Source organism: Oribacterium sinus (assembly GCF_963553175.1).
In the GTDB taxonomy this organism is placed as follows: Bacteria; Bacillota; Clostridia; order Lachnospirales; family Lachnospiraceae; genus Oribacterium; species Oribacterium sinus_B.
On the sequence record NZ_CAUVME010000018.1, the window covers coordinates 11,897 to 34,390 of the forward strand.

Sequence of the window (22,494 nt, forward strand, 5' to 3'; positions counted from 1 at the left end):
ACATTTTTTTTCTATTCTATGTCGTGTCAAAAGGAAAACAGCTTCCCAAGACCATGAAATAATGCAAGTTTTCAAATAGTAAATAAAAAGAAAGAGCTAAGTCATAAGGGAAAAAGCTTTGGCTTGGTAAGGAGGTAAATTATGGCAAGAGGAAATAGAGTAGCAGGAATTGTGGCATCCGCCCTTCTTTTCGGAGCAGTATCCGGAGGCACTATGGTGGGCGTAAATGTGTTGGCAGACCAACACCGTTCAGAAATTGTAGCAAGCGTAAATGAGCTTACTGGACAGGGACAGAAGGAAAGCACTTCTCCCATTCAGAAAACGGTAGCAAAGGATAACAACGACAGTTCTTCCGAAAAGACTACTACATCCGGAGAAGAAAGCGTGTCTAAGATAGCAAAGGAAGCAATGCCTTCCGTAGTTTCCATCACAAACACCATTAAGTATCAGCAGAACGGATTTTCTTTATATGGTCAGGGACAGACGCAAGAGGCGGCGGCCAGCGGTTCCGGTGTGATTATCGGAGAAAATGATAATGAGCTTCTGATTGTGACCAATAAGCATGTGGTAGAGGATTCCACTTCCCTGTCCGTACAATTTGTGGACGGAAAGTCCTACGATGCAAAGATTAAGGGAACAGACAGTGATGCGGATTTAGCTGTAATTGCCGTTCCTTTGGATTCCATTTCCGCTGACACAAAGAAGAGTATTACTACAGCCACCTTCGGGGATTCCGATGCCTTAAGCGTAGGAGATCAGGTAGTGGCAATCGGAAATGCTTTGGGTTACGGACAGTCAGTAACCACCGGTATTATCTCTGCCAAGGATAGAGATATTCAAACGGAAAATGGTTCGGAAACCGGCCTTTTACAAACCGATGCAGCCATTAATCCCGGAAACTCCGGCGGCGCCTTACTGAATATGCAGGGAGAGTTAATCGGTATCAATGTGGCAAAGTATTCCGATACAACTGTAGAGGGTATGGGCTACTCCATTCCTGCCAAGAAGGTTCAGGAAATCGTGGAGACACTCTCCAAGAGAGATACCAGAGAAAAGGTAAAGGATGATGAAAGAGGCTACATCGGTATTCAAGGAAAAACGGTGGACAGCAGTATTGCGGAAGCCTACAACATGCCCCAGGGAATTTACGTCTATAAGATTTTAAAGGGTGATGGCATTGATAATTCCGCTTTACAGGAAAAGGATATTATTACCAAGTTTGACGGACAGGGCGTAAGAAGCCTGGAGGATTTGGTTTCCTTGATTTCCGGCTATAAGGCAGGAGAAAAGGTGGAAGTGACTGTAAAACGTCTTTCTGCCAAGGGACAGTATGAAGAAAAGACGGTAGAAGTAACCTTAGGAAAGAACAGTACGGACAATAACTAAGAAAAGCTTCTTTCGGAGATATCTGCAAACCTTAAAGAAGATGAGATTTTTAGAAAAATGATATTTTCATAGAGGAGGCTTTAAGCTTCTCCTTAATAGTAGGAACAATGAACGGAAAATAAAAAATAAATTGTGTGATTGCGATAAAAAAAGCTTCCAAGACGAGTTCCGGAAGCTTTTTTTATGCTATACTAAACAAATATGTCTTATGATATTTTTTAGAAAGAGAAGGCTGGATGAGCATGAGAAGAAAGTTTTTCAAAAAAAGAATAGGGATAGCTTTCTTTCTATGTTTTTTTCTAGCGCTTAGCTTTTTTTTCTTCCGGGAGGAAGGAAAAGGAAGGGAAAGAGAAGCCATAAAGGAGGCTGTGTCCTTTACCAAAAGAACTGCCGTGCAAACCGGGGAAGAGAAGAGAAGCTATAGAGAAGATTATGGAGAATATATTCGTTATAAAAATATTTCCTATCCTTCCGCCTACCCCAACAACTTCTTTGATGCATATCTGTATCCGAAAGAACGGAAGAAGGAGGTTCTGGGCACCATCCTGTATTTTCATGGAGGAGGCTTTGTGTCCGGCAGTAAAAATGTTGTGGATCAGCATCCCTATTTTCTGGAATGGCTGAAGAACGGATTCCAAGTCATAGCCATTGACTATGCTCTGGCGCCGGAGTATCCCTATCCTATCGCCCTGAGGCAGGCTGCCGCTGCCGTAAAAACCATAGTGCAAAAGCAGGATATTTTAGGAATTGATCCGAATAAGCTTATTATTCTGGGAGACAGTGCAGGAGCTGCACTGGGAGGACAGTTTATCCTTAGCCAGCTGGATGAAAAATACAGAAAAAGATTAAAGGTGGAAGAGGTATTAGGAAGGGGAAAGGGCAGGATTTGCGGCTTTATCTCTCTTTCCGGCCTCATGGATACTACCCGTTACGGGCAGACCAATTCAAAAGAAAACAATTCTTATTTTCGGAACTGGGGAATTGCTTATTTTCAGGAAGAAGATTTGGAAAAAGGAAGAAAGGCGAAGGAAGCCTCTGTTTTGCAAAACATTGAAAAATCCTTTCCTCCCACTTTTCTGTCAGACGGAAATCTCGGCTCCTTTCAGGAACAGGGAAAGGACTTTCAAAGAAAGCTCCGGCAAATCGGCGTTCCGGTGGAAAGCTATTTTCCCGGTAAAAATGAAGGGGAATTGCCCCATGACTTTGAATTGCAAGTCCATAGACCGGAGGCGGAGCGGCTTTTAAGAAGACAAATCGCCTTTGCGAAGAATCTGCTTTCCTAAGAAATTCAATTCACTTTTGATAAAATGCAGTTTATGGGAGACGAAGTCATTTTTTGTGGAGAGTGTTTCTCAAGAAATTTTCAATACCGCTGTTGTACAGGAAGGGAAATATGATCAAAGATAAACAAAAACAGCTAAATCAATTACAGGTCCTCTTCGACGGAATCGTCATAGCTTTGGCCTATTTTTTGGCATGGTATTTTGCGATTAAGAATCCTATTTTTCCGGAGGGCCATGGCGTACTTTCTCCTAAGGTGTATTTTACCGCCCTGCTTCCCCTGATTCCGGGATATTTAATTTTGTATTGGATTTTCGGACTTTATCATCCTATGCGTACCATGCGGATGAAAAATGTGCTTTTTCGCATTATTCAAGCCAACAGTGTGGGGCTTTTGATTTCCGCCTCTCTTTTCTTTGCCTTTCGTAAATCCGGCTATTTTGAACATTTCTCTACCAAGGTGCTGTTCTATAACTATCTTGGCAATATTTGTTTAAATACCTTGGAGCGTTATGGTTTAAGAAGATTCCTGGCCACTCTTCGAAAGAAGGGCTTTAACCAAAAGCACCTGATTCTAGTGGGATTTTCCGCGGTTTCCAACCGTTTTATCGACGCTTGTAAAAGGAATCCGGATTGGGGCTATACCATTTACGGTATTGTGGATGATTTTGCGGAGAAGGGAGAGTCCTATAGAGGGGTATCCGTAATCGGAAAAATCAAGGAGCTGGGAGACTTCCTGGCTCAAAACACCATTGACGAGATTGCGATAACCCTGCCCCTTGCCGCTTATGAAAAGCTTCCGGGAATTGTGGCGGTTTGTGAAAAATCCGGAGTCCATACCAAATTTTTACCGGACTATCAGGAGATTATTCATTCCAAGCCCATTGCGGAGGATTTGGACGGACTTCCTGTCATCAATATTCGTAATGTTCCCTTGACGGATCCCTTTAATGCTTTTGTGAAGCGACTGATGGATATTTTCGGTGCCCTGGTGGGCATCATCCTTTTCGGCCCCCTGATGCTGCTGGTGGCGCTTTTGATTCGACTGGATTCCAGCGGCCCCATCATTTTCAAGCAGGAAAGAGTGGGCAGGCATAATCTTCCCTTTCAAATGTATAAATTCCGCTCTATGCGGGTACAGACCGTGGAGGAAGAAAAGAAGGGCTGGACGGTAAAGGGAGACCCCAGAGTTACCTGGATTGGGAAAATTATCCGAAAAACCTCTATTGATGAGCTTCCCCAATTTTTCAATGTCCTAAGGGGGGATATGTCTCTCATCGGTCCCAGACCGGAGAGAACCCAGTTTGTGGAGCAGTTTAAAGAACAGATTCCCCGTTATATGATTAAGCATCAGGTTCGACCGGGGATGACTGGATGGGCGCAGGTGAACGGTTTCCGAGGAGATACTTCCATAGAGGGAAGAATCCGTTGTGACCTTTGGTATATTGAAAACTGGAGCCTTTCTTTGGATATTCGCATACTCTTTTTAACCCTATGGAAAGGATTTATTAACAAAAATGCCTATTAATTTTTTTGTGTTTTCATGGTATTATACCTTGATTCCTGTAAAATAAGCTTTGAAATCAATTTGGAGGAGTAGTGTGGCATTAGAACAGAATAAGGGGAGAAGACCTCATAGTCATAGTGGAAATAAAGAGAGCAATCATAGCTCTTCAGCGGAAGTAAAGAACGCATCGGAAATAAAGAAGAGGGAGAGTGCTCCCCTTTCCGAGAAAGAGCAGGATTTAAAGGCACAGATTGCAAGAGGAAAGCGCTTGCAGGAAGACCGCCCTACAGGAAGAGAGCAGGGGAAGGAAGATCTGTCTTTTTTGGATAAGAAGTTATCCCAAGAAGGAAAGAGAGAGAAAAATGTAGACTTCTATACTCTTCCCAAAGAAAGAAATGAGGAGAAACGCAAGAGTTCTTTGGATATTTTGCAGGTAAATTCTCCGGACCAGATCGAGGAAGAGCTGGAAGAGTATTATGATGAGAAGAATAAAAAGAAGAAATCTTTGTGGAAGAAGGTTCTTCTGATTTCCGTTATCGAAATTCTCACTTTGATTTTAATTTTCTGTACCGGTTATGTGGTTCGTTATATGAATATTAAGCCGGATGTACAGTTTAATACAAAGAACGTGAAGAATGACAATATCGATGTCAAAAAGCAGGAGCAGATGCAGGGCTACTGGACCATTGCCGTTTTCGGTGTTGATTCCCGTGATGGCGGAGTGGGTCGTGGAGCCAATGCGGATGTGCAGATTATTGTTTGTATTGACAGGGGTACGGGAGAGGTAAAGCTGGCTTCCGTATTCCGTGACACCTATTTGAATCTGGCAGCAGGCTCCCGTTTTGCCAAGATTAACGAGGCTTATGCGGACGGCGGTCCGGAACAGGCGGTTGCGGCCCTCAATAAAAATCTGGATTTGGATATTGAACACTATGCCACCTTTAACTGGAGAGCAGTAGCGGATGTGATTACCATGCTGGGGGGAGTGGATATTGACATTACCCAGAAGGAATTCCGTTACATGAATGCCTATATTCATGAGACCAGTATTGAGTCCAAGGTCAATGAGAAGAATCCTGCGGCGGAGTATATCAAGGGACCGGGAATGCAGCATTTGGACGGTGTACAGGCGGTAGCATATGCCAGACTTCGTTACATGGATGATGACTTTACCAGAACCAAGAGACAAAGAGAGGTTATCTCTCAGGTTCTTGCCAATGCCAAAAAGGCGGATTTAGCCACCTTGACCAATGTTATTGACACCGTTCTTCCTCAGATTGCCTTTAATGTAGATGTGGGAGATATTTTAGAGCTGGCTAAGGGTGTTAACCGATACAATATTGTAGGTTCCGAAGGCTTTCCCTATGATTTAACTACACAAATGATGGGAAAGAAGGGAGACTGCGTTATTCCTCAGAGCTTGGCCTCCAACGTAACCAAGCTTCATGCATATCTCTTTAATGATACGGATTATAAGCCCTCTGCTGCAGTTTGGACCTACAGTGACAAGATTGCGGAGGATTCCGGAAGCTATAAGAAAGGAAGAGGAGACAGCGACAGCGGCTCCAAAAAGAAGAAGTCCTCAGAAGACAGAGAGGAAGAGGAGAACAGTAAAAAGAAGAAGAGCTCCTCAGAAGAAAGCGGAAAGAAGAAATCTCAGTCCGAGGAGAGTTCCGAGTCCAGGAAGTCCAAGACAGAGACGGACAGCAACGGAAAAACCGTAGAAAGTACCAAGAATTCCGAATCCAAGCAGGAAAGCAAAGAGAGCAAGAAGGGCGAAATTCAGTACACGGAAGAAAGTACTACGGGAGAAAACAAGAAAATCACGGAAGAAAGCAAGAAATCCAACGAAGAGACGAAGAAATCCGCTGAAGAGACGAAGAAAAAGGAAAATAATGCTGAACCGAGCATCGGCAATAATCCGCCTACTGCGGCAAGCTCCCAAAATTCCGGAGAGAATCCGGGACCGGGAGATATTGTAGATTAGCGTTTTGCAAAAAATGAATGAGGGAAGAGGGAGAGCTATGGAACTGAAGGACTCAAAGGCCAAAAGGGACTTTTATACAATCGGGAATGGAATTTGTTTACTCTACCTTGTATTGATGCTTTTGGTTTTTCCCCTCTATTCCCGGGATAAATACTTTGATATTCTCCAGGCCCGTTTTGATTTTTTCTGGATTTGCAGCAGTGTTTTTTCCGTACTGCTCTTTGCCTTTGTGGCTTTGTATTCTTTGACCTTAAAGAAGGAAGAACGAAAAGAGATTCTTCCTTCTCTTTTTTGGAAGAAGGAAGAGGGAAAGAAAAAGCCCTTATTTGCTACGGACCTTCCCTTTTGTCTTCTGATTCTCCTCTTTTTCCTTTCCATGTTCCTTTCCGGATATCCTTATGAAACCTGGTGGGGAAGCACGGGAAGATATATGGGGGTTCTGACCTGGTTACTTTTCTTTACGGTATATCTTGGGCTTAGTCGATTTTATCGTTTTAAAAAGTTTCATCTTCTTCTCTTTTCTGTGGGTGTGATTTTACAGTGCTTATGGGGCATCAGTGATTTTTACATGATGAACTATATGCATTTCTTTGATAATGTTTCCGACTTATCCAAGTGGGCGATGTTTGCCGGACCGGTGGGCAATATCAACGGCTATACCAGCCTTGTCTTATTTTATGCCTGCCTCTATATCGGCTTGTATTTGCAGGAAAAGGAGCTTCGTTGGAAGCACTTCTTTATGGGGATGATGTTGCTTTGCCACATTGCTACAATCTTCGGAAGCAGTGACAATGCGGTTCTCGGGTATTTTATTGTTTTTCTGCTTTTGCCGTTTTTCTGCTGGAAGGATAACAAAAGCTTCGGAACCTGTCTTTCCGTGTATTTTTTATTTTTCCTTTCTCTGAAGCTGGCCGTGCTTCTTGCGGGGAAGGGACAAAGTATTCTGCAGATTTCTCCACCGGGTTTCCTCTTTTCCATGGGAAAGACGATTCTTCCTTATCTGGGGATGGGACTCTCCGGCATCCTTTGGGCTATAGGAAGATTCAGCAAGAAGGAATTGTCCATGAAGCTTTTCAAGAGGCTTTATGTCCTGCTTTTAGTCCTGTTCTTTATGGCGGGAGCCTATGCCATCTATGATGTAAATGTAGCCCACCGCTATCCGGTGCTGGAACAGTTCAGCCAATTTTTACGCTTTGATGATTCCTGGGGAACAGGCAGAGGTTTTATCTGGAGGATGGGTATGGAATACTTCCGGGACAAGATGCCTATGCTTAAGAGACTCTTCGGCTATGGTCCGGACGGATATTTTATGCTGACGAATGACAATTATAAGGTGGAAGTGGAACAGGCCGGTATGGGACTGATCGACAGTATCCATAATGAATACCTGAATTTGCTTTTGACCATCGGCGTTTTTGGACTTTTAGCCTATCTTTATTTCCTGAAAAATGTCTTCACCGTATTTTGGAAGAAAGAGACTGAGAATGTGGCGGAAGCAACTTTCGGACAAACTGCCTTTCCCTTTGCGGTAAGTCTGGCTTATCTGGCTTACCTCGTTCAGGCTAGTATTAATATTGCCGTACCTATAGTGATGCCTATTGTGATGCTTCTGTGCTTTTTGGGAATTGCCGGAAAGAGAGCGGAATAAAAAAGGGAGCTGTACAGCTCCCTTTTAAATATTTTAAGGTATTATTCTTCCGGCTCGATTAAGCCGTAGCTGTTAGCCTTTCTCTTATAGACTACATTGACTTTGCCGGTGTTGCCGTCCTGGAAAACAAAGAAGCTGTGTCCCAGAAGTTCCATCTGCAGGCAAGCTTCTTCTGCAGTCATAGGCTTTAAATCAATGTGCTTGGTACGAACAATCTTGATTTCTTCCTCGTCCTGTGCCGGCTTCTCTTCGATAAACTCCGAACTGAAGTCGGATGCGGCCTGATGACGCTGGATTAATTTATTCTTGTATTTACGAATCTGCCGCTCCAGAACATCCACTACAAGGTCAATGGACTGGTACATATCCGGGGTAGCTTCCTCTGCACGGATAACGCTTCCTTTTACAGGGATGGTTACCTCGATTTTCTGCATATCCTTTTGGGTAGAAAGTGTTACGTTACAGGGAGTTTCCGCCTGGAAAAACTTGTCCAGCTTCCCTAACTTCTTCTCCACGCCATTTTTTAGTCCATCGGTTAGACTAAGGTTTCTTCCGGTAATGGTAATTTTCATAAAAAATTCCTTCCTTTCTCAGTTGTCCAAAAGAATTTCTTCTTTTCTTGAGTATAGCATTTTTTTTGATGCAGTGGTATGAAAATCTTGTGAATAATCAACAAATCTGTATGGCGGAAACACCTTGAATAAGCTTGGAACTAATGGTAGAATCTATGAGTTATAGATTTATACGGAACCATACAGAGATTGTATGGAGAAGGAGTATAGGATAATGAATCTTTTCGAGAAAATATTTGGTACCCACTCACAGAGAGAATTGAAGCTGATCCAACCTAAGTTAGACAAGATCCTTTCTTTACAGAGCACGATGGCTGCTATGTCCGAGGAAGAGCTTAAGGGACAGACAGAGAAATTTAAAAATCGTTTGGCACAGGGAGAAACCCTGGATGACTTACTGCCTGAAGCCTTTGCTACCGTTAGAGAAGCGGCTAAGAGAGAGCTGGGTATGGAACATTTCCCCGTACAGTTGATTGGTGGAATCGTTCTTCATCAGGGACGTATTGCGGAGATGAGAACGGGAGAAGGAAAGACCCTGGTGTCTACCTGTCCCGCTTATTTGAATGCACTTGCCGGAAATGGCGTTCATGTCGTTACCGTAAACGATTACTTGGCTAAGCGTGACTCCGAGTGGATGGGAAGAGTACACCGTTACCTTGGCTTAACCGTCGGTACGGTTTTGAATGAAATGTCCACGGAGGAAAGACAGGCGGCCTATGCTTGTGATATTACCTATGTAACCAACAATGAATTGGGCTTTGATTACTTGAGAGACAACATGGCGATTTACAAGAGCCAGCAGGTACTTCGGGGCTTAAACTATTGTATTATCGATGAGGTGGACTCCGTTTTAATCGATGAGGCGAGAACACCTTTGATTATTTCCGGACAGTCCGGAAAGTCCACCAAGCTCTATGAGCTTTGTGACATTTTGGCACAACAGCTGGAAAGAGGAGAAGAGTCCGCCGAGTTTTCCAAGATCAATGCGATTTTGGGAGAAGAAATTGAAGAGACCGGAGACTTTATCGTAAATGAGAAGGAAAAGACCGTAAACCTTACCCAGCAGGGTGTGGAGAAGGTGGAGAAGTACTTCCATATTAACAACCTGGCGGATGCGGAGAACCTGGAAATCCAGCACAACATTATCCTGGCTTTAAGAGCCCATAACCTGATGTTCAGAGATAAGGACTATGTGGTTAAGGATGATGAGGTTTTAATCGTTGACGAATTTACCGGACGTATTATGAACGGTCGTCGTTATTCCGACGGTTTGCATCAGGCAATCGAGGCCAAGGAGCATGTACAGGTAAAGAGAGAGTCCAGAACCCTGGCTACCATTACCTTCCAGAACTTCTTCAACAAGTTCAAGAAGAAGGCCGGAATGACCGGTACTGCCCAGACCGAGGAAAAGGAGTTCAGAAACATTTACTCCATGGACGTTATCCAGATTCCTACCAACAGACCGGTACAGAGAATTGATTTGGATGATGCGGTATATAAGTCTAAGAAGGAAAAGTTCCAGGCGGTAGTGGATGAGATTCAGGCTATCCATGAGACCGGAGCCCCGGTACTGGTAGGTACCATTGCCATTGAAACCTCCGAGCTTTTATCCTCCATGCTTCGGAAGAGAGGCATTAAGCACAATGTCTTGAACGCCAAGTTCCATGAGCAGGAGGCGGCTATCGTAGCGGAGGCCGGTGTACACGGTGCGGTGACCATTGCCACCAACATGGCAGGTCGTGGTACCGATATTAAGCTGGATGATGAGGCAAAGGCTGCCGGCGGTCTTCATATCGTTGGTACGGAGCGTCACGAGTCTCGAAGAATCGACAATCAGTTAAGAGGTCGTGCCGGAAGACAGGGAGACCCGGGACAGTCCCAGTTCTTCATTTCTTTGGAAGATGACTTGATGCGTCTCTTCGGTTCCGAAAGATTGATGGGCATGTTTGAGGCTCTGGGTGTACCGGATGGAGAACAGATTCACCATAAGATGCTTTCCAATGCCATTGCCAAGGCACAGGAAAAGATTGAGTTAAACAACTATGGCATCCGTGAAAACCTCTTAAAGTATGATGAGGTTAACAACGATCAGAGAGATGTCATTTATACTGAGAGAGAAAAGGTATTGGAGGGGGACAATATGCGTCCTCTCATTGTACGCTTTATCACGGATACGGTGGATAATTATGTTGCCGAGTGTATCGGAGAGGGACAGACTCCCAAGGAATGGGATTTGTCCGGCTTGAATGACACACTGATGAGCATTATTCCTTTAAAGAAGTTAAGACTTACGGAAGAGGAATATGAGAACATGACCGGAGATGAGCTGAGCCAGAGATTGAAGGAAGAGGCCATTCGTCTTTATGAGCAGAAGGAGGCGGAGTTCCCGAATCCTGAGCAGATGAGAGAGGCGGAGCGAGTAATTCTTCTGAAGGTTATGGATCAGAAGTGGATGAGCCATATCGATGACATGGATATTTTAAGAGACGGTATCGGCTTGCAGGCATACGGACAGAAGGATCCGCTGGTAGAATACAAGATTGCCGGTTATGAGATGTTCCAGAATATGATGAGAAGCATTCAGGAAGAAACCATCCGTGTGCTGTACCAGATTAAGTTGGAGCAGAAGGTGGAAAGAGAGCAGGTGGCAAAGCCATTGGCAACCAATAGAGATGAATCTGCGGTAAGAAGTCCGAAGCAAAGAGAAGGCAGAAAGATTTATCCCAACGATCCATGCCCCTGCGGTTCCGGAAAGAAGTATAAGCAGTGCCACGGCGCGAACCTCTATCAGAAGAATTAATTGCCCTTCAGAGGAGCCGTTGCAGTAAGAATTAAGATCCAAAAGCAAGAATCAATAGAGTAAATAGTAAGAAGAGCATGAGAAAGGAGCCTCTGTGATCGAGTTTGATCAATTTAAATCAGAACTTTCCTCCAAGGAAGAGCCCTTGCAGCAGTTGGAAGCTGCCCTGGACTTGGATACCAAGAGAAAAAGAATCATAGAGTTGGACCGTATGATGGAGGAACCCGATTTTTGGGGGGATCCGGAGAAGGCCAACAAGCTTTCCACAGAGGCGAGACATTTGAAGGACGAGCTGGAAGGCTTTACCGCACTAAAAGGCAATTATGAGGATATTGAAGCCCTGATTCAGATGGGGAAAGAGGAAAATGATGATTCCGTAATTCCGGAGATTCGGGAATTACTGGACAGCTTTTCCGAAAGATTGGATCAGATGAATACCACCCTCCTTCTGTCCGGAGAATATGACAGCATGAATGTTATCCTTCGTTTAAATGCCGGAGCAGGCGGAACGGAAGCCAATGACTGGGCAGGCATTCTTTACAGAATGTACACCAGATGGGCGGAACGCCACGGTTTTACGGTGAAGATTTTAGACTATCTGGACGGGGATGAGGCCGGCATTAAGTCCGTAACTATGGAAGTGGTGGGAGAGTATGCCTACGGCTACCTTCGCTCCGAGTCCGGCATTCATCGTCTGGTGCGTATCTCCCCCTTTAATGCCCAGGGAAAGCGACAGACCTCCTTTGTATCCTGTGACGTTATGCCGGATATTGAGACGGATATCGATATTGAGATTCGGGAAGAGGACATTAAGATGGAGGTTTTCCGTGCCTCCGGTGCGGGTGGACAGCACATTAACAAGACCTCCTCTGCAGTTCGTCTGATTCATATTCCCACCGGCTTTGTGGCAGCCTGTCAGGAGGAACGTTCTCAGCTTCAGAACAAAAACAAGGCCATGCAGATGTTAAAGACCAAGCTTTATCTGAAGGAAAAGGAAGAGCAGGAAGCGAAGCTTGCGGGCATTCGAGGAGAAGTGAAGGATAACGGCTGGGGATCCCAGATTCGTTCTTATGTTTTACAGCCATATCGTATGGTAAAAGACCTGCGTACCGGGGAAGAAAGCGGCAATACGGATGCGGTTTTGGATGGAGACATCGATCGTTTCATTTCCGCTTATCTGAAGTGGATGCAGTTGGGCTGTCCGGATCGAAAGATTGCGGGAAATGACTAAAACAGGGAAAAGTTTCTTAGGAGAAGAAAGGGGCGAATGAGATGAAGATTGCTATCATGGGCTACGGAACCATCGGATCCGGCGTGAAAGAAGTGCTGGATATGAACAGAGCACAGATTGAGAAAAAGGGCGGAGAAGGTATTGAAATAAAGTACATTCTGGCCAGAAAAGAGCATATTCCCGGTGTGGAGGATGCCTTGGTCACTACAGATTTTTCCGTCATTGAAAATGATCCGGAAGTGGAGCTTGTGGTAGAATCCATCGGAGGAATTCATCCGGCTTACGAGTATATTAAAAGCTGTCTGGAAAAGGGTAAGCATGTGGTAAGCTCTAACAAGGCGGTGGTGGATGCCTGCGGTTCCAAGCTGATTCGAACTGCTAAGGAGCATAACTGTAACTTCTATTTCGAGGCTTCCGTAGGTGGCGGAATTCCGGTTATTCGTACCCTTTATCATAACTATGCCGGGGAAAATGTGACAGAAATCACCGGTATATTAAACGGTACCACTAACTTTATCTTAACCAAGATGAGGGAGGAAGGCTCCAGCTTTGAGGACACCTTGAAGGAAGCACAAAGACTGGGCTATGCGGAAAGAGATCCCTCTGCGGATATCGACGGCTTTGATACTTCCAGAAAGACTGCCATCCTCCTTTCCATGACCTCCGGCAATCGTTGCCGCCACGAGGACATTTACACGGAAGGAATCCGTAATGTCAGTGATATTGATATGGCTTACGCCAAGGCCTTAGGATACAGCATTAAGCTTTTGGGTTCCGTACAGACTGTGGAGGACAAGTATTTTGCTTATGTAGCCCCCATGATGGTGGAGGAGCAGGATCCTCTCTATCCGGTAAATGGAGTGTATAACGGGATTCGTATCGTAGGAAACTGTCTGGGAACCACCATGCTTTACGGCATGGGAGCCGGTAAGCTGCCTACTGCCAGTGCGGTAGTTTCCGATATTATTGCGGCAGTGCGTCATAAAAGTAATTTCCAGGGAATCGGCTGGTCCGATAAAATGATTGAAATAGAGCCCATGGGCGGAAATGCTTTCCGTTATTTTCTTCGCGTTGAAGGGACGGAAGAAGGAATTGAGAAGGAGTTAAAGAGCTACTTCGTAGAGGATGGAAAGGTAAAGGTTCATGTTCTTCCCGGACGAAAGGATGAATTTGCCATCATTTCCGATATTCTTTTCGAAGAAGATTTTCTGGCTCGTCTTTCCGCCTTCGAGGATGAAACCGGAAGGAGAGTATTCCACTACCTTCGTGTAAATTCCGGTTCAGAGGAATAAGAAGATATCGTCGGCTAGCCGCAGCAGAAACGAGAGCTTCTTTTTGGGAATATCGCTTGTATGGAGCTCGATGACATAGGTCTTGCCTACGCCATCGGGTAAGAATAAAAAGAAACGCTGGCGTCTAAGGCACCAGCGTTTTTTGTGAATAGGAGCAAGGAATGGAGTGGATTAGCAATAGTGAGGAAGAGAGCTATCAGTTGGCCTTTCGCCTGGGACAGAAGGCAAAAAAAGGCGAGATTTATTGCCTGGAGGGAGACCTTGGGGTAGGAAAGACCGTCTTTGCCAAGGGCTTTGCCAAGGGCTTGGGGGTTACGGAAAATGTAGATTCCCCTACCTTTACCATAGTGAAGGAATATCAGGGGAGAGAAAAGCTCTATCATTTCGACCTCTACCGTATCGTAGATCCGGAGGAACTTTGGGAAATCGGCTTTCAGGACATGCTTTCCGGGGAGGGCATTGCTTTAATGGAATGGGCCAGTCAGGTCAGGGAGGATATTCCTCCGGAAGCCAAATGGATTTATATTGAGAAGGATTTAAGTCAGGGATTTTCCTTTCGGAAAATTCGCATAGAAGACAGCGATAAAGAGAAGTAGAGTAAGAAAAACTATGAAAGTTTGTGGAAAAACTCTTTAACAGAGAATAGGAAATAGAGCAATCTATGAAATAGAGTAATCTGCGAAATAGCGTAATCTATGAAAGAAAAGGATAAAAAATGATAAGCTTAGCTTTAGATGCCTCCGGACGAGTTTCCGGGGTTTGTCTTGTAAAGGACGGAGAAATTTTAGGGGAGATGGATTTACAAATCGGGCTCACTCACTCTGAAACTTTACTGCCTCTTTGTATCAGTCTTTTGGAGCATTGCAAGGTTTCTTTAGAAGAGGTGGATCAGATTTTCCTGTGCAAGGGTCCGGGCTCCTTTACCGGTCTTAGAATCGGAGCGGCAACAGGAAAGGGACTGGCTTTAGCCGGAAATATTCCCCTCTATGGAATCAGCACTCTGGAAATGTTGCAGGAAAATCTGAGTTTTTTACAAAATCCCATCCATGTGCTTTTAGATGCCAGAAGAGGGCAGGTGTATACCGCATCTTACCGCTTGGGGCAGTGCATTTCTCCTGAAAGGGCGGTGAGTATTGAGGCGTTTCTTGCCTTTGCAAAAGAACAGGAAGGGCAGCAGATTTTCTTGGGGGACGGCATTTTTCCCTATAGAAAGCAGATTGAAGAGAGTCTGGGAAAGGAACGTTGCCTGTTCCCCAATCCCCAGAACGCCCTGCAAAGAGCCGCTTCCCTGGCTTTACTGGGAGAAAAGAAAAAGGCGGAAGGATTGGAAGCAGGATTTCATCTGGAGTATTTAAGGAAGCCTCAGGCGGAAAGAGAAAAGGAAGCAGGAGCTTTAAAGGATTTTCAGATTGTGCAGGAAGAGGCTTACAAGGATTTAGGGAAAACCAAGGATAAGCTGATTGCGAAGAACTACCCGATTCACGAATAAAATGGGCTGAGTGGAATGGAATCCACCAAAGAATCAAGTAAGTTGCTTGGAAAAAGCAATTACCACTCATTGCCTACAATCAAGGAGGAGAAATGTTTTTTCGATACATGGAAGTACGGGATGTGGAAGAGATTTGGGAGATGGATCAGGCTCTTTTTGGCAGTATGGCTTATTCTCGGCAGGATTTCCTCCGTGCTGTAGAGGGAAAATACGATAGAGCCATAGTTTTGGCGGAGGAAGAGGAAATCTTGGGCTATGCAATTCTGAGAGTCTTAGGCGTAGAAGGAGAGTTGGAGAGCATTGCCGTGAAGAAGAAGCATCAAGGTAAGGGCTTTGGGAAGCAACTGCTTCGGGAAATTCTCTCTATCGGAGATCGGGAAGCTATTCAGAAAATATTTTTAGAGGTAAGGGAAAGCAATTCCCCTGCCAGGGTAATCTATGAACGAGAGGGATTTCGGGCATTTTCCAAAAGAAAGGCGTATTACCGAGACCCGGAAGAGGATGCCATCCTCATGGAAAGGACGATACAATAAATTATGTTAGAATTATGTTTACTGGGAACCGGCGGAATGATGCCCCTACCCAAGCGCTGGCTCACCAGCTTAATGTTACGCTGTAACGGGTCCAGTCTCTTGATAGATTGTGGAGAGGGAACCCAGATTGCCATGCGGGAGAAGGGATGGAGCCCCTATAGCATTGATACCATCTGCTTTACCCACTACCATGCGGACCATATTTCCGGACTTCCCGGAATGCTTCTCAGCATGGGAAATGCGGAGCGAACCAAACCGGTGACCATGATCGGTCCCAAGGGACTGGCCAGGGTTGTGAATGGGCTGCGGAGCATTGCGCCGGAACTGCCCTTTGCCATCGAATATATAGAAATTCAGGAAGAAGAGCAGAGATTTTCCTGTGAAAGCTTTCAGCTGGAGGCCTTTAAGGTACAACACAGTATTCCATGCTTTGGGTATAAAATCACTATTCCCAGATCCGGAAAATTTTCCGTAGAGCGGGCAAGGGAGGCCGGAATTCCGGTTTCCTGCTGGAATCGTCTGCAACATGGAGAAGCGGTAGAGTATGAGGGCAGTCTTTTTACCCCGGATATGGTCATGGGAGAGGCAAGACGAGGGATTTCCGTGGTCTATTGTACCGATACCAGACCGATTCCCAGAATAGCCGAAAAGGCGAAGGATGTGGATTTGTTTATCTGTGAAGGAATGTACGGGGAGGAGGATAAACTCTCCAATGCCAAAAAGCATAAGCACATGACTATGGAAGAGGCAGCCATCTTAGGACGGGAAGCTCAGCCTAGAGAAATGTGGCTTACCCACTATTCTCCTTCGGAAGTTTATCCGGAGCAGTATAAGGATAAGTTCAGCCATATTTTTCCGGTGAAATTCGCCAGGGATGCTTGGAGTAAGGACATTTCCTTTGAAGAAGAGGAAGAAGGAAAATAAAGCTGAAAACGAAGTAAAGAACAGGATAGGGTAATTCAATACACAAGAAGATTATAACAATCTGTGTGATGAGATTCTGAATTTAGGAAATATAGAAAGAGTACAGTTTTATGGAAGATGTTTTGATTCTGGGAATCGAAAGCAGCTGTGATGAAACCGCAGCGGCAGTAGTAAAAAACGGAAAGGAAGTACTTTCCAATGTGATTTCCTCTCAGGTGGCTCTACATGCGGAGTTTGGCGGAGTGGTGCCTGAGATTGCTTCCCGTAATCATTTGGAAAAGATTGATGAGGTGATTCGTCTGGCAATGGAAGAGGCGGGAAAAAGTTTTTCCGATCTTACGGCGGTGGCGGTAACCTACGGCCCCGGCTTGGTAGGTTCCCTTTTGGTGGGAGTTTCCGAAGCCAAGGCTCTGGCCTATGCCATTCAGAAACCCTTGATTCCGGTACATCACATTGAAGGACATATTGCGGCAAATTATCTTGCTCATCAAGATTGTATTCCTCCCTATGTTTGCCTGGTGGCCAGCGGTGGACACAGTCATTTACTGTATGTGGAAGACTACGGAAAAATCAAAATCTATGGAAGAACCAGAGATGATGCGGCGGGGGAAGCCTTCGACAAGATTGCCAGAGCCGTGGGACTGGGATATCCCGGAGGCCCAAAGCTGGAGCAGAGTGCGAAAGAGGGAGACCCCTTTGCCTATCATTTTCCTAAAGCAAAACTGGATACCCCCTATGACTTTAGCTTCTCCGGCGTAAAATCTGCGGTTTTAAATGAGCTAAACCATAAGAAAATGTTGGGAGAAGAAATAAGTGTTGCAGACCTTTGTGCCTCTTTTCAGGAGGGAGTCTGTGAGGACTTGGCAGAAAAATGCCTACAGCTTGCTCTGGATTTAGGGGTATCCAAAATGGCTGTGGCGGGAGGCGTCTCCGCAAACGGCTGTCTTAGAAGGAAGATGGAGGAGAAGGCGAAGGCTCACGGTTTAAGCTTTTACTGCCCAAGCCCTGTGCTATGCACGGACAATGCGGCAATGATTGCAGCAGCAGCCTACTATGATTATCAGGCAGGAAAACGAGGGGAGGCTTCTTTGAATGCCTATCCATCCCTGGATTTAACGGAAGGCTAGGGAGGGAAGAATGCCAAATCAAAGAGAAATTACCGTCATCCTTCTGATGGCCGGAAAAGGAAGCCGCATGGGATGCAAGGAAAAAAAGCAATTTCTGCCTTTTCAGGGAAAGCCTTTATATTATTCCGCCCTGCAAAAGTTTTGCAGCTGGAACAGGTGCAAAGAAATCCTTTTGATTCTTTCCAAGGAAGATAAAGAAAGGGTGGAAGGAGAACTTAAGCAATGGAGGGAAGAGCTGGGGCTTCGGTTCTTAGAAGGAGAATCGGCACAGTGTAAAGAGGAGCTCACTTCTTCATTTTCTCCGCTTCCACAGGAAGGCATAGCAGTTTCCTTGATTGAGGGGGGAGCAGAGCGCTACTGGTCTGTTTACTCCGCCTTGGAGTTTTTGAAAAATAGGGAAGCGAATAGAGAAAAGCATAGAAAAGAGCAGGAGATAGAGCATGGAGAAAGCAAAATTCTTCAAACCGAGCTCTCTCTTTTTATCCATGACGGGGCACGGCCCTGGTTTAGTTTAGACCTATGCGAAAGAATCTATGAAGCTCGAAAGTCCTATGGGGCGGTAATTCCGGGACTTCCGGTGACAGATACCATTAAGCGAGTGGAGAAGGGTATTGTGCAGGAAAGCGTGGATAGAAGCAGTCTTTATAGGATTCAGACTCCTCAAGCCTTTTCCTTTCCCCTACTTTGGAAAGCCTATAAGACTTTCATAGAGAAGAAAGAGGAGGGGCTATCCATTACGGATGATGCCATGATGGTGGAGGCATTTAGCAAGGAACAGCCCTACTTGGTTTTAGGGGAAGAGAAGAACCAAAAAATTACGGTGCCTGAAGATTTGATTTACCTAAAATTTTTAGAAGAGCATCATAAATAATAACATGAAATCGTTTTAAATCAGACAATAGCGTAAGAAAGGATAAAGCCAGATGATTCAAGACCTGGGACAACATCATTTTCAAAATCAATATCACCCTGAAAAAAAGCCCGGGAAAGAGGATTATTTCCTTTCCTTTTCGGGAAAATCGGTTTTGGTTAAAAGAGGGTCGGGAAAAAAGGTGGATTCTTCAGATGCTATCATGAGTGGAGACGGTTTAAGCCTAAGATGTCCGGAGGGAGAGGGCTTTTCCTTTTATAAAATCAAAGAGTATTTGTACTCCTTTCCCAAGGAAAAAGAGGAAGTACAGGAAAATGCCTTATCCCGAAAGGGAGAGCAGGCCATGGGAAATGACTGGAGAAAATCCTTTACTTACCTTTTTTCTTTGGACGGACAAGATTATTATCTGCTGAAAGAACTCGTGGAATTCGGAGAATATCTTTCCTTGGAAGAGCTGCGTCGGGAGTTTAAGGGACCAAAGTCACTGCTGTTTTTAGCCAATACAGGGATGCATCTCTTTCATTTTTACCAAAAGCACCGTTATTGTGGCGTCTGCGGCACAAAGATGGAGAAGGATCAAAGAGAACGGGCAATGCGTTGTCCCAACTGTCAGGAGGTCTTCTATCCGAAGATTATGCCGGCGGTTATTGTGGGAATCATTCATAAGGATAAAATCCTTTGCACAAGATATGCTAACAGATTAAGCTATCTGCCCGCCCTTGTGGCAGGCTTTATCGAGATTGGCGAGACTGCGGAGGAAGCGGCGATTCGGGAAGCCATGGAAGAAACCGGAGTTCCCATTAAGGAAGTAAAGTATTATAAATCCCAACCCTGGGGAATGGCGGATGATTTGCTCCTGGGATATTATGCAAAAGTGGATGAGGAAAAGGCTTCTTTTACGACAACGGGAGAGGTTCAGATTATTCGAGATGAGGAAGAGCTTTCCGAAGCGGTCTGGCTAAGCCGAGATGAGGTGGAGTTACAGGGAAATGATTTTAGCCTAACCAATGAGATGATGCGGACTTTTAAAGAAGGAAAACTAAATATATAAATCCTAAAAGGGGAATTCAAAAAAAACAGAACAGTAAAATGGATTTGTAAAAAATAGAACAGTAAAATGGATTTATAAAAAAAGAGAAATAAAACGGGTTTATAGAACAGAAGTAGATTTTACACGGAAGGAGAAACGGGTGAAAAAGGTATTGCTAATTGCCACAGGAGGAACGATTGCGTCCAAGCAAACGGAGGATGGTCTGAGTCCTTCCCTTAGTGCAGAGGAAATCATTGCCTTTGTGCCGGAGCTACAGAAGATTGCCGAGCTTTCCATTGTTCAGCTTTGCAATGTAGATTCCACCAATATGCAGCCCAAGATCTGGCGGGAGATGGGGGCTTGTATTCAAAAAAACTATGACCGTTATGACGGTTTTGTGGTTTTACACGGCACGGATACCATGGCCTACACCTCTGCGGCGCTAAGCTATATGGTACAGTATTCCAGAAAGCCTATTGTCATCACCGGCTCCCAAAAGCCTATCAATCAGGACAGTACCGATGCCAAGATGAATCTTCTGGACAGCGTGCGCTACGCCTGTGACCCTTATTCGGAAAATGTGGTTCTTCTCTTTAACGGCAACGTGATTTCCGGTACCAGAGCAAAGAAGATGATGGCTCGTTCCTTCCATGCCTTTCAAAGTGTGAATTTTCCTACCTTGGCCAGAATGCAGGACGGCAGAATCATCCGATATATCCCCTACCTGCCCCTGAGAGAGGCAGTGGAATTCCATTTGGATTTGGATGATTCCATCTGTGTTCTAAAGCTGATTCCCGGTACCAGACCGGAGATGCTTTCCTACCTCTTTGAAAATTATGATTGTATCGTCATGGAAAGCTTCGGGGTAGGCGGTATTCCGGAAAGTATGCAGGAAGTCTTTTATAAGGAAATGGAGAAGTGGCAGAAAAAAGGAAAAATCATCGTTATGGCCACTCAGGTGGTAAACGAAGGCTCCAACATGGAGATTTACCAAGTGGGACAGAAGATAAAAAAAGACTTCCAGCTTTTAGAAGCCTATGACATGACCTTGGAAGCCACCATTACCAAATTAATGTACCTGATGGCCAAGTACAAAGGGGACTATCCCGGCCTAAAGAAGGAGTTCTACACCACCATAAACAATGATATTCTTTGTGCTGTGCAATAGCAGGAATTGCTTTTCCATGCCCTTTTTTCGCTACGCAAAAAATAAATAGGATGCGAAGCAAAAGATTCTGTAGCCCTTGCTTTCATGCAAAATAGCTTCGGTGCAGGGGCAATCTGAGCCTGTGGGCACTTGCGAAAAACGACCGAAAGGAAGTTTTTCGCTTAGTACCCTACCCGTTGGGCGAACTTAGCGAGAGCGTGCCCCCAAGCGAAGCTGTTTTGTCGGAAAGCAACGTGAAATCCTTACTTCACATCCTATTTTCTTTACTGTAAGGGGAGGGCAAGGACAAAGCAATTCCTGCCATTCTTCCCGTAGCCATAGATTTTTCCCTTGTGGTTGGCGGCGATTTCCTTGGCGATGGATAGCCCCAAACCGAAGCTTTCGCTTTGGCTTCTGGCCTCATCCAGTCGGGTAAAGCGGGAAAAAATCTTTTCGAATTCTTCCTTGCTCAAGCTTCTTCCCGCGGAGTCCACGGAAAGGATGGCCATATTTTTTTCTTTGTAAAGCTTTACAAAGAGGGTAGAGGGTTTATCCGCATATTTTCGTCCGTTATCCAAAAAGATTCGTAAAACCTCTTCCACCTGGCTTTCTATAGCATGCTTTAAGACAATATTCTGTTCTAGGTCAACTTCTAATTCCATTCCTTCTTCAAAAAACAGAGCTTCCATTTGTAGGCAGATTTCAGCCACTTTTCGGGAATAATCCATTTCTCCGTAGGTGAATATCTGTTGCTCTAAACGGGAAAGCTGTAAAAGCTTTTCCACCAATCCCTGCATTTTCTTACTCATTACAGCGATGTTCTGAACAAAATCACCGGTTTCCGGAGCTAAATTCTGGTCTTCCAGAAGGGACAGATTAGCGGCGATAACAGCCAATGGCGTTTTTAATTCATGACCGGCATCGGAAATAAACTGTTTTTGCTTTTCCATGGCTTGAATACTGGGACGGATGGCCCAGGTGGAAAAGAAATAATCCAGAGGGAGGAAAAGCAGAATCAGTACCAGAGCGAGAAGAGCAGTGGAGAGAGCCTGCTTGTTCAGCATGTTTAGTTCTCTCTGATAATCTCCTAAAATTAAGGTTTTTTGTCCTTCTTCTTTAAGAAGATAACGAAGCTTATAACGATAGACTGTACCGGAGCTTTTTCCTTTGCTCAAAATCTTCTTCACGATAGTATTTAAGACTTTGGAGCTATCATCGGTGTAGATATCTTCGTTGTTAGCATTCGTTTTTGAAGAACTCGTTTCTGTAGTTGTTTCCGAAGGAATATCCTTTTGTTTAGTCTTTCTGTCTTTCGGAGAAAAATCCGAATCCTGCCCTTCCGGACCCTTCTCGGAGGGAGGAGAATCAAAGGAAGAATAGTCCCAGGCCGGGGAACTTTGCTGGCTTGTGATTTCGTTATTCTCACCAATTTCCAAAATTACATAGGAAAAATAGCGACTGGGCAGAGCTTCATGTCCGTTTCGAAAGCCGGGGAACATCAGTTGCTCCAGCTCCATATCCATTTGCTCCTCCTGGGCCTTTTTACTATAGTTAAAGTTGGTGAAGGATAATATCAGTAGCATCACCGTAAAGAGCAAAAAGAGGAGTGCCATAATACGAATTTTCTGTTTTTTCATTACTTTCCTTTCTTACCTTACTTATTCGCTTT

The 22,494-nt window shown here is 44.8% G+C and carries 18 protein-coding genes; 16 read left to right on the forward strand and 2 right to left on the reverse strand.

The features are described 5' to 3' along the window. Window positions 1-141 precede the first annotated feature (141 nt). From RYO92_RS06470 to RYO92_RS06490, 5 genes are all read left to right on the forward strand, one after another. The gene (locus tag RYO92_RS06470; RefSeq protein ID WP_007156567.1) at window positions 142-1,386 is read left to right on the forward strand and encodes a S1C family serine protease; all 1,245 of its coding nucleotides are present in this window, start codon (window positions 142-144) and stop codon (window positions 1,384-1,386) included. Between the two features lie 368 nt (window positions 1,387-1,754). Continuing rightward, entirely contained in the window at window positions 1,755-2,669 is a 915-nt protein-coding gene (locus RYO92_RS06475; protein WP_242650870.1) for an alpha/beta hydrolase, read from the forward strand. A gap of 110 nt (window positions 2,670-2,779) precedes the next feature. Next, on the forward strand, window positions 2,780-4,195 hold the full coding sequence (locus RYO92_RS06480) for an undecaprenyl-phosphate glucose phosphotransferase (RefSeq protein WP_007156565.1): 1,416 nt from the start codon (window positions 2,780-2,782) through the stop codon (window positions 4,193-4,195). 73 nt (window positions 4,196-4,268) lie between these two features. After that, window positions 4,269-6,161, forward strand: a complete 1,893-nt coding sequence (locus RYO92_RS06485) for an LCP family protein (protein WP_315271231.1) — start codon at window positions 4,269-4,271, stop codon at window positions 6,159-6,161. A gap of 37 nt (window positions 6,162-6,198) precedes the next feature. After that, window positions 6,199-7,809, forward strand: coding sequence for an O-antigen ligase family protein (locus RYO92_RS06490; protein WP_198004431.1), 1,611 nt, complete (start codon window positions 6,199-6,201; stop codon window positions 7,807-7,809). 41 nt (window positions 7,810-7,850) lie between these two features. Here RYO92_RS06490 and hpf read toward each other — a convergent pair whose 3' ends face one another. Then, entirely contained in the window at window positions 7,851-8,381 is a 531-nt protein-coding gene (hpf, locus tag RYO92_RS06495; protein WP_007156561.1) for a ribosome hibernation-promoting factor, HPF/YfiA family, read from the reverse strand. Window positions 8,382-8,595: 214 nt separating this feature from the next. On the opposite strand from hpf, the gene secA reads away from it, so the two are divergent. The 11 genes from secA (at window position 8,596) to RYO92_RS06550 (ending at window position 20,846) form a co-directional block, all read left to right on the forward strand. Next, on the forward strand, window positions 8,596-11,181 hold the full coding sequence (gene secA / locus RYO92_RS06500) for a preprotein translocase subunit SecA (protein WP_040648425.1): 2,586 nt from the start codon (window positions 8,596-8,598) through the stop codon (window positions 11,179-11,181). 94 nt (window positions 11,182-11,275) lie between these two features. Then, window positions 11,276-12,412, forward strand: a complete 1,137-nt coding sequence (prfB, locus tag RYO92_RS06505) for a peptide chain release factor 2 (protein ID WP_007156559.1) — start codon at window positions 11,276-11,278, stop codon at window positions 12,410-12,412. A 41-nt stretch (window positions 12,413-12,453) separates the two neighbouring features. After that, window positions 12,454-13,704 (forward strand): homoserine dehydrogenase, encoded by a 1,251-nt coding sequence (locus tag RYO92_RS06510; protein WP_315369845.1) that lies wholly within the window; start codon window positions 12,454-12,456, stop codon window positions 13,702-13,704. 161 nt (window positions 13,705-13,865) lie between these two features. Beyond that, a complete protein-coding gene (tsaE, locus tag RYO92_RS06515; RefSeq protein ID WP_315369846.1) occupies window positions 13,866-14,300 on the forward strand; it encodes a tRNA (adenosine(37)-N6)-threonylcarbamoyltransferase complex ATPase subunit type 1 TsaE in 435 nt (144 codons plus the stop codon). Window positions 14,301-14,419: 119 nt separating this feature from the next. Continuing rightward, complete coding sequence (tsaB, locus tag RYO92_RS06520; RefSeq protein WP_315369847.1) at window positions 14,420-15,193, forward strand: tRNA (adenosine(37)-N6)-threonylcarbamoyltransferase complex dimerization subunit type 1 TsaB; 774 nt, start codon at window positions 14,420-14,422, stop codon at window positions 15,191-15,193. Window positions 15,194-15,285: 92 nt separating this feature from the next. Next, complete coding sequence (gene rimI, locus RYO92_RS06525; RefSeq protein ID WP_304070686.1) at window positions 15,286-15,726, forward strand: ribosomal protein S18-alanine N-acetyltransferase; 441 nt, start codon at window positions 15,286-15,288, stop codon at window positions 15,724-15,726. 3 nt (window positions 15,727-15,729) lie between these two features. Beyond that, a complete protein-coding gene (locus tag RYO92_RS06530) occupies window positions 15,730-16,650 on the forward strand; it encodes a ribonuclease Z (protein ID WP_183684181.1) in 921 nt (306 codons plus the stop codon). 110 nt (window positions 16,651-16,760) lie between these two features. Next, window positions 16,761-17,777, forward strand: coding sequence for a tRNA (adenosine(37)-N6)-threonylcarbamoyltransferase complex transferase subunit TsaD (tsaD, locus tag RYO92_RS06535; RefSeq protein WP_315369848.1), 1,017 nt, complete (start codon window positions 16,761-16,763; stop codon window positions 17,775-17,777). Window positions 17,778-17,787: 10 nt separating this feature from the next. Beyond that, the gene (locus RYO92_RS06540; protein WP_315369849.1) at window positions 17,788-18,648 is read left to right on the forward strand and encodes an IspD/TarI family cytidylyltransferase; all 861 of its coding nucleotides are present in this window, start codon (window positions 17,788-17,790) and stop codon (window positions 18,646-18,648) included. 52 nt (window positions 18,649-18,700) lie between these two features. Then, complete coding sequence (gene nudC, locus RYO92_RS06545) at window positions 18,701-19,699, forward strand: NAD(+) diphosphatase (protein ID WP_315369850.1); 999 nt, start codon at window positions 18,701-18,703, stop codon at window positions 19,697-19,699. A 139-nt stretch (window positions 19,700-19,838) separates the two neighbouring features. Next, complete coding sequence (locus RYO92_RS06550) at window positions 19,839-20,846, forward strand: asparaginase (protein ID WP_007156550.1); 1,008 nt, start codon at window positions 19,839-19,841, stop codon at window positions 20,844-20,846. 263 nt (window positions 20,847-21,109) lie between these two features. Here the strand turns inward: RYO92_RS06550 and RYO92_RS06555 are convergent, their stop codons facing one another. Beyond that, entirely contained in the window at window positions 21,110-22,462 is a 1,353-nt protein-coding gene (locus RYO92_RS06555; RefSeq protein WP_315369851.1) for a sensor histidine kinase, read from the reverse strand. Window positions 22,463-22,494 lie beyond the last annotated feature (32 nt).

Excerpts from the sequence above, each read along its gene's own strand:
- RYO92_RS06470 (WP_007156567.1), top strand. The coding sequence starts at position 142 with ATGGCAAGAGGAAATAGAGTAGCAGGAATTGTGGCATCCGCCCTTCTT.
- RYO92_RS06480 (WP_007156565.1), top strand. The coding sequence starts at position 2,780 with ATGATCAAAGATAAACAAAAACAGCTAAATCAATTACAGGTCCTCTTC.
- RYO92_RS06490 (WP_198004431.1), top strand. The coding sequence starts at position 6,199 with ATGGAACTGAAGGACTCAAAGGCCAAAAGGGACTTTTATACAATCGGG.
- hpf (WP_007156561.1), bottom strand. The coding sequence starts at position 8,381 with ATGAAAATTACCATTACCGGAAGAAACCTTAGTCTAACCGATGGACTA.
- secA (WP_040648425.1), top strand. The coding sequence starts at position 8,596 with ATGAATCTTTTCGAGAAAATATTTGGTACCCACTCACAGAGAGAATTG.
- RYO92_RS06510 (WP_315369845.1), top strand. The coding sequence starts at position 12,454 with ATGAAGATTGCTATCATGGGCTACGGAACCATCGGATCCGGCGTGAAA.
- tsaE (WP_315369846.1), top strand. The coding sequence starts at position 13,866 with ATGGAGTGGATTAGCAATAGTGAGGAAGAGAGCTATCAGTTGGCCTTT.
- tsaB (WP_315369847.1), top strand. The coding sequence starts at position 14,420 with ATGATAAGCTTAGCTTTAGATGCCTCCGGACGAGTTTCCGGGGTTTGT.
- rimI (WP_304070686.1), top strand. The coding sequence starts at position 15,286 with ATGTTTTTTCGATACATGGAAGTACGGGATGTGGAAGAGATTTGGGAG.
- RYO92_RS06530 (WP_183684181.1), top strand. The coding sequence starts at position 15,730 with ATGTTAGAATTATGTTTACTGGGAACCGGCGGAATGATGCCCCTACCC.
- tsaD (WP_315369848.1), top strand. The coding sequence starts at position 16,761 with ATGGAAGATGTTTTGATTCTGGGAATCGAAAGCAGCTGTGATGAAACC.
- RYO92_RS06540 (WP_315369849.1), top strand. The coding sequence starts at position 17,788 with ATGCCAAATCAAAGAGAAATTACCGTCATCCTTCTGATGGCCGGAAAA.
- nudC (WP_315369850.1), top strand. The coding sequence starts at position 18,701 with ATGATTCAAGACCTGGGACAACATCATTTTCAAAATCAATATCACCCT.
- RYO92_RS06555 (WP_315369851.1), bottom strand. The coding sequence starts at position 22,462 with ATGAAAAAACAGAAAATTCGTATTATGGCACTCCTCTTTTTGCTCTTT.